General features: G+C 54.3%; 6 protein-coding genes, 6 tRNA genes and 2 rRNA genes. 11 read left to right on the top strand and 3 right to left on the bottom strand.

Annotated features, from left to right (window positions below; translation table 11 throughout):
* From FPZ49_RS28815 to FPZ49_RS28780, 8 genes are all read left to right on the top strand, one after another.
* Positions 1–121 (top strand): 23S ribosomal RNA (locus tag FPZ49_RS28815); the annotation flags it as partial.
* A 60-nt stretch (positions 122–181) separates the two neighbouring features.
* Positions 182–298, top strand: a 5S ribosomal RNA gene (gene rrf, locus FPZ49_RS28810).
* Positions 299–347: 49 nt separating this feature from the next.
* A tRNA-Ile gene (locus FPZ49_RS28805) sits at positions 348–421 on the top strand.
* Positions 422–436: 15 nt separating this feature from the next.
* Positions 437–512, top strand: a tRNA-Ala gene (locus FPZ49_RS28800).
* A gap of 4 nt (positions 513–516) precedes the next feature.
* A tRNA-Asn gene (locus FPZ49_RS28795) sits at positions 517–592 on the top strand.
* Positions 593–597: 5 nt separating this feature from the next.
* Positions 598–685, top strand: a tRNA-Ser gene (locus FPZ49_RS28790).
* A 178-nt stretch (positions 686–863) separates the two neighbouring features.
* Positions 864–939 (top strand) — tRNA-Thr (locus FPZ49_RS28785).
* A gap of 21 nt (positions 940–960) precedes the next feature.
* Positions 961–1040 (top strand) — tRNA-Leu (locus tag FPZ49_RS28780).
* A gap of 89 nt (positions 1041–1129) precedes the next feature.
* On the opposite strand, the gene FPZ49_RS28775 is transcribed toward FPZ49_RS28780, so the two are convergent.
* Positions 1130–2083, bottom strand: a complete 954-nt coding sequence (locus FPZ49_RS28775) for a helix-turn-helix transcriptional regulator (protein WP_144853764.1) — start codon at positions 2081–2083, stop codon at positions 1130–1132.
* 179 nt (positions 2084–2262) lie between these two features.
* Here FPZ49_RS28775 and modA point away from each other — a divergent pair, with 179 nt between their 5' ends.
* Together modA and modB are read left to right on the top strand one after the other, a co-directional pair.
* On the top strand, positions 2263–3096 hold the full coding sequence (gene modA, locus FPZ49_RS28770) for a molybdate ABC transporter substrate-binding protein (protein WP_144853762.1): 834 nt from the start codon (positions 2263–2265) through the stop codon (positions 3094–3096).
* Complete coding sequence (gene modB / locus FPZ49_RS28765; protein ID WP_261381672.1) at positions 3093–3776, top strand: molybdate ABC transporter permease subunit; 684 nt, start codon at positions 3093–3095, stop codon at positions 3774–3776. The genes modA and modB overlap by 4 nt, the downstream gene beginning before the upstream one ends.
* A 64-nt stretch (positions 3777–3840) precedes the next feature.
* Here modB and FPZ49_RS28760 read toward each other — a convergent pair whose 3' ends face one another.
* The gene (locus tag FPZ49_RS28760) at positions 3841–4221 is read right to left on the bottom strand and encodes an MFS transporter (RefSeq protein ID WP_391563880.1); all 381 of its coding nucleotides are present in this window, start codon (positions 4219–4221) and stop codon (positions 3841–3843) included.
* Here FPZ49_RS28760 and FPZ49_RS28755 point away from each other — a divergent pair.
* Positions 4126–5019 carry a glycoside hydrolase family 43 protein gene (locus FPZ49_RS28755; RefSeq protein WP_144853758.1) on the top strand — a complete coding sequence of 298 codons (894 nt, stop codon included), beginning with the start codon at positions 4126–4128 and terminating at the stop codon, positions 5017–5019. The genes FPZ49_RS28760 and FPZ49_RS28755 overlap by 96 nt on opposite strands.
* A gap of 137 nt (positions 5020–5156) precedes the next feature.
* Here the strand turns inward: FPZ49_RS28755 and FPZ49_RS28750 are convergent, their stop codons facing one another.
* On the bottom strand, positions 5157–6164 hold the full coding sequence (locus FPZ49_RS28750) for a LacI family DNA-binding transcriptional regulator (RefSeq protein WP_144853756.1): 1008 nt from the start codon (positions 6162–6164) through the stop codon (positions 5157–5159).
* Positions 6165–6292: the final 128 nt, after the last annotated feature.

Genomic DNA, 6292 nt, shown 5'->3' with positions numbered 1-6292 from the left:
CCTCAAGATGAGATTTCCCAGTATGTAAGACCCCTTGTAGACGACGAGGTAGATAGGTTCGGGGTGGAAGCGCGGCAACGTGTGGAGCTGACGAATACTAATCGGTCGAGGGCTTATCCAAAACGATTCAGCAGGCTTTGTTTCGAATCCAGTTTTCAGGGTGCAAATCCTGAACAATCCGTTTGGTGATGATGGCGGAAGGGAACCACGCGTACCCATCCCGAACACGACCGTTAAGCCTTCCAGCGTCGATGGTACTTGGACCGCAGGGTCCTGGGAGAGTAGAACGTCGCCAAGCAACCGAAAGCCCACTAAGGGTGGGCTTTCACAATTTTATACACACACAAGGGCCTTTAGCTCAGCTGGTTAGAGCGCACCCCTGATAAGGGTGAGGTCGGTGGTTCGAGTCCACTAAGGCCCATTAGTATTCTATTATGGGGCCATAGCTCAGCTGGGAGAGCGCCTGCCTTGCAAGCAGGAGGTCAGCGGTTCGATCCCGCTTGGCTCCACCAGTATTCCCTGATAGCTCAGTTGGTAGAGCACTCGACTGTTAATCGAGTTGTCACAGGTTCGAGTCCTGTTCGGGGAGCCATTCATGGAGAGGTGTCCGAGAGGCCGAAGGAGCACGATTGGAAATCGTGTAGGCGTCACAAGCGTCTCGAGGGTTCGAATCCCTCTCTCTCCGTAGCAATACATCTTCACATCAAAGGGATGAGAACCGGAGGTTCGTCGGAGCATAGGCTTCGTTAGGATTGCTTCGCAGTCTCAACACGAATTGTTGAGTATCCCTCTCTCCGTAGCAATACACCTTCGCATCAACACATATTTATCCTCGCGATGGGAAACATAATCATATTGAATATGCCGCTGTAGCTCAACTGGTAGAGCAACTGACTTGTAATCAGTAGGTTGGGGGTTCAAGTCCTCTCGGCGGCACCATGAGTTTCTTCATCCGATTGCGCGCGTATGGCGGAATTGGCAGACGCACTAGACTTAGGATCTAGCGGGAGACCGTGGGGGTTCAAGTCCCTCTACGCGCATCATAATGCGGATGTTGTTCATCCGCTTCATAGGATAAACGAAGAAAAGCCCTGAACGCGCAGCGTTTAGGGCTTTTCTCTGTATTCTCTCATGTCTCCAACAAAATCTCACCCGTGCGGGACAAGTCGTATCCGGCAATCGCTTGCAGCTCTTTACGGAAAGCGTCAGAGCGCAGGATCTGTATAAGCGATTGAATCCAAGGCAGATTGTCGGCATGCTTCAGCATGACGAGATCGTAGCGCTCTTGGATCATTGGAATAAAGTCGATCTGCCCTACGAGGGAGGCGGCTTTCTCGATGCCGACACCGACATCCGCCTCGCCAGATGCGACTTGGGTGGCAACGCCGAGGTGATTCGTGTGCTCCTGCGCATAGCCGATCAGCTGATCGGCTCGAATCCCATGGAGCCGCAGCTGCTCGTCCAGCAGGACTCGGGCGCCGGAGCCCTTTTCCCGGTTCGCGAGGCGGAGGCCCGGACGGCCCAAGTCGGACCAGTTGGTCAGGCCCAGCGGATTGCCCTGCTGGACATACAGCCCCGCGGTGCGCGACAGCAGGTTGACGACCAGGTAGGGGGATCCAACCAGCAGCCTGCGGATGTAAGGGAGGTTGTACTGCCCGGTTTCCCCGTCAAGTAGATGAGTGCTGACGATATCGGACTCGCCGCGATACATCGAGATGAGGCTGTCCATGCTGCCGACGAACGAACGCAGCGGCCGGATGCCGGGAATATGCTTTTCCAGATGCTTGGCCAGGATATCCAGACCGATGTCATGTCCGGTGATTACGATTGGGCGAGGACCGATGGGAGAGGCGGCGACCGGAGTTCGCACTGCAGGAGGTGCTACCACAGCAGGCGCATCCGACACCGGAATCGTCCTAGCCCGCTGCTTATAGGCCTCCAGGTCGCTAGCGTCGACCCGCATTTGCTTGCCCACCCGGTAGGAGGGCAGCTCGCCTTTTTTGATCAGATCATAGACGGTGAGCTTGGATATTTTGAGCAGCTGGGCAATTTCTTCGGTAGTGTATGAAATGACGCTCAACATCGGGATCCTCCTAAATTTGCAATTGGTTGTTCAAAAAACTCCGTTCCAACACTTTAATATATTGTAGCATATACGGCACATAAAAGTGGGCAATCCGGTTTACAATCCAATTTTAAACTGGGTATAATTAGGTTTAATTATATCTATTTATATCTAAATATCTATGTAGAGGGGATATCATGTTTAAAATCATTAAAAATAGTATGGTTTGGGGTGTTGTTGCCTCCTTAACGATTATGCTTGCCGGCTGCGCAGCTCCAGCAGCTCCAACCGCTTCACCGGCACCAGCGGATGCGCAAAAGAACGCCGTGGCGGCACCGGTCGAGCTGACCATCTCAGCGGCCGCCAGCATAACGGATGCCCTGAAGGAAATTCAGAAGTCTTATGAAAGCAGCCATCCCAATATTAAAGTGAACTTCAACTTCGGCGCTTCCGGAGCGCTTCAGCAGCAGATTGAGCAAGGCGCGCCGGCGGACCTGTTCCTCTCGGCTGCAGCCAAGAACATGAAGGACCTCGTGGACAAGCAGCTGATCGACAGCGCGAAGCAAAAGAAGCTGCTGACCAACGAGCTGGTAGCCGTCATTCCGACCGGCGGCAAGACACCGATTGCGAGCGTGGCTGATCTGTCTAAAGCGGATGTGAAGCACGTGGCCATTGGCATCCCGGAGAGCGTTCCAGCTGGCAACTATGCGAAAGAAGCATTGACAAACGCGAAGCTGTGGGATTCGTTACAGTCTAAGCTGGTACAGGGAAAAGACGTCAGACAAGTGCTGCAATACGTGGAAACCGGCAATGCGGACGCCGGATTTGTGTATAAAACCGATGCGATGACTTCGCAGCAGGTGAAGGTTGCTTTTGCCGTCGATCCGAAAAGCTATACGGCAGTCGAGTACCCGATCGGCGTCGTGAAGGCTACCAAGCATGGAAAAGAAGCGGAAGAGTTCTATACATACTTGCAGTCCAAACCGGCGCTAGACGTGTTTATTAAATATGGCTTTACGGCGATCCCGTGAGTGCGGCGGCAATAAGGATCAGCTGGCCTGAATTTTGGACGCCGATCTGGCTGTCACTGCAGGTAGCACTGCTTTCCAGCATCGTAGTCGCTGTGCTTGGGGTAGGTGCTGCCTGGTGGATGAACCGTTGGAGTTTTCGGGGGAAGACGCTGCTGGAAACGGCTTTTATGCTGCCGCTGGTGCTTCCGCCAACGGTCGTCGGCTTTGTACTGCTGGTCCTACTGGGACGCAAAAGCTGGATCGGACGTGGCATCGAATGGCTGTTTAGCGCGCCGATTATTTTTTCTTGGTGGGCCGCTGTGGTCGCTTCCATTATCGTAGCTTTTCCGCTGGTGTATCAGACGATGAAGGTGGGCTTCACCTCCGTCGACCGCGATCTGGAGGGTGCCGCACGTGCTATGGGGGCAACCGAATGGCAGGTGTTTGCGTACATCACTCTGCCGCTGACGTATCGTGCGCTGATCTCCGCTTTTATCCTTGGGTTTGCACGGGGACTGGGGGAGTTCGGAGCGACGCTGATGATTGCGGGCAACATCCCGGGGAAAACGCAGACGATCCCGACAGCAATTTACGTGGCGGTGGACAGCGGAAATTCGGCATTGGCCTGGGCTTGGTCTGGCTCGCTAATCGTCATCTCCTTCCTCATGCTCCTCTTGACCGGAAGGAAAAAGAATACCTAAAACAAAAGGCCTGCGAGAGCACTCTTAATGGAGCGTGCTGACGCAGGTCTTTTTGCATTTAAAGTTACAACGCTTTCATGTCAGCAGAAGAAGTGGATCGCAGCTTATACCTTCGCGCCATCAGGAAGAAGCCAAGCGCGCCAAGCAGCGAAAGCACGGACGCCAACTGGAACAGTACGGAAAAACCTTGCTGATCCATGATCCATCCCCCGACATTGCTGCCGATGATGCTGGAGAGATTGGAGGCGACGACGGTATAGAGCGTTTGGCCGGTCGTTTTCATGCCGTCCGGACCCATCTCGTAGACGAAGGTCACCGCAGCAGCCATCAGCAGAGCATACGTAGCGCCATGCAGGAGCTGGTTCATCAGCAGCACGGAATACGAGGGCTCGAAGGACAAGATGAGCCACCGCAGCATCCCTGCCAGTGCGCTCAGAGAAAGTATCGGGTAGAGAACGAGGACTCTTGGGGCTTCCGGCAGTTTTGGGCACCCGAGGTGGTGCAGCGAGACGGGAAGTTCTATATGTACTACACGGCGCGCTGGAAGGAAAAAGACAGCCTGCGCATTGGCGCCGCTATCGCGGACCATCCTGCGGGGCCGTTCATAGACGTGTACGATCGTCCGATGTTCGATTTTGGCTATGCTGCGATTGATGCCCATATTTTGTTCGATGACGATGGCCGGATGTATATGTACTATTCGCGGGACTGCTCGGAAAATGTGGCGAACGGCCGTTTCGAAAGTCATATTTACGGCTTGGAGCTGGCGGACGATATGATCACAGTCCAAGTAGAAGGGATCTGCTTGTGCCAGCCGGACCAGGAATGGGAGATGAAGTCGCTGTCCCGCGGTCAGCAGTGGAATGAGGGCCCGTTCGTGCTGAAGAGGGAGGGGCTTTATTATTTGATGTATTCCGCGAATTTTTTTGGCGGGCACGACTATTCGGTCGGCTATGCCACGGCGAAGCATCCGCTCGGGCCATTTGTGAAGTATGAGCATAACCCGGTTCTGGTTAGCGATCGGGAGGAGATCTCCGGTCCCGGCCATCACAGTGTGATTGCGTCGCCTGATGGGACGGAGCTGTTTATCGTGTACCACATTCATATGGATCCTGCGCTAGGAGGCGGCAATCGCCAGGTGTGCATGGATCGGATGCGATTCCGGGAGGACGGCTCGATTGAGGTGCTCGGTCCTACGCTCAGCAGTCTTCAGCCGGTGCCTTCGGCTTCTGCAGTTCAATGAGTTCAACGAGCAGGTGATTGGAGGAAGTGCACGTAGAGTCGACATTATTCGTTCAGGCGGCGCCGAATGGCACGGGGGTCAGCGGGTGGACGGGACGTACGACTTGATGGTGGCATCAGCGGATCACATCTGCGCGCTCACTCCACCGTCCTCGAGGACTCGCGAACCAGCAGCTCGGACTCGAGGATGCGCACCCGAGGCTCCGCCGGTTCGCCCGACTCCATGTGATGGATCAGCATCTGGACGACGGCGCCGCCCATCTTATTTTTGGGCTGGCTCACGGTACTGAGCTTGGGTGTAATATACCGGCTGATGCGGTTATTGTCCACACCGACGACAGCCAGCTGACCCGGGATCGAGATCCCGAGCTCCGCGCACGCTTGGTACACGCCGAGCGCCATTTCATCGTTGGCGGCGTAGATCGCCGTGAAATGGACCGGCTTGGCCGCTAGTCGCATGACCGCCTCGTAGCCGCCACGCTCGCTAAAATTCCCGTTCTCGATCCACTCCGGCCGAAACGGAATATGATGCTCCCGCAGTCCCTTCAGGTAGCCCTCCAACCGCTCGTAGCTGTCGATGGCATCCGCATATCCGCTCAAAAAGGCGATTTCTCGATGCCCCTGCTCCACGAGATGCTGTACAACCTCCTTCGAAAATTTCACGTTATCCGTATACACGCAATGAATTTTCTCGTGCTCCACATGCCGGCCTACCACACCGATGACGTAGTCCATGTCGGCCAAGCGGCATAGCTCTTCGTCGGGCAGGAGCGGGGTGACGAGAATGAGCCCATCGACCGTTTTGTTGGTGAGCAGATTGAGAAACTCCAGCTCTTTCTCCGGGCTGTTGGCCGTATCGCCGATAATCACCTTATATTTCTGAGCATACGCCTGGTTTTCAATGCCTTTAATGACCTCGGCATAGTACGAATTGTTAATCGCGGGGACAATGACGGCGATGGTCATCGTTTTTTGGGAACGCAAATTTTTGGCGGCGGCGTTGGGCTGGTATCCTAATTCATGAATGACCTTCATCACCTTGTCTTTGGTCTCGGATGCGACAAGGCTGTTATTGTTGAGCACCCTCGAAACGGTGGCGGGAGAGACCCCGGCTCTGGCGGCGACATCGATCATTTTTATGTCCATTTTTATCCAACCTTAAGTGGAATGAGAATTCAAAGTGCATGCGTTCTATTCTCGACTATATCCTAATCTGAAATCGATTTCAACCATTCAAAAAACGATTTCATTGGAGTTTTCGACCCAATTTTCAA

The sequence above is a fragment of the Paenibacillus cremeus genome (assembly GCF_007786445.1).
Classification (GTDB): domain Bacteria; phylum Bacillota; class Bacilli; order Paenibacillales; family NBRC-103111; genus Paenibacillus_G; species Paenibacillus_G cremeus.
The sequence above is the reverse complement of the archived record's forward strand: the minus strand, read 5'-3'. Positions and strand labels throughout refer to the sequence as shown.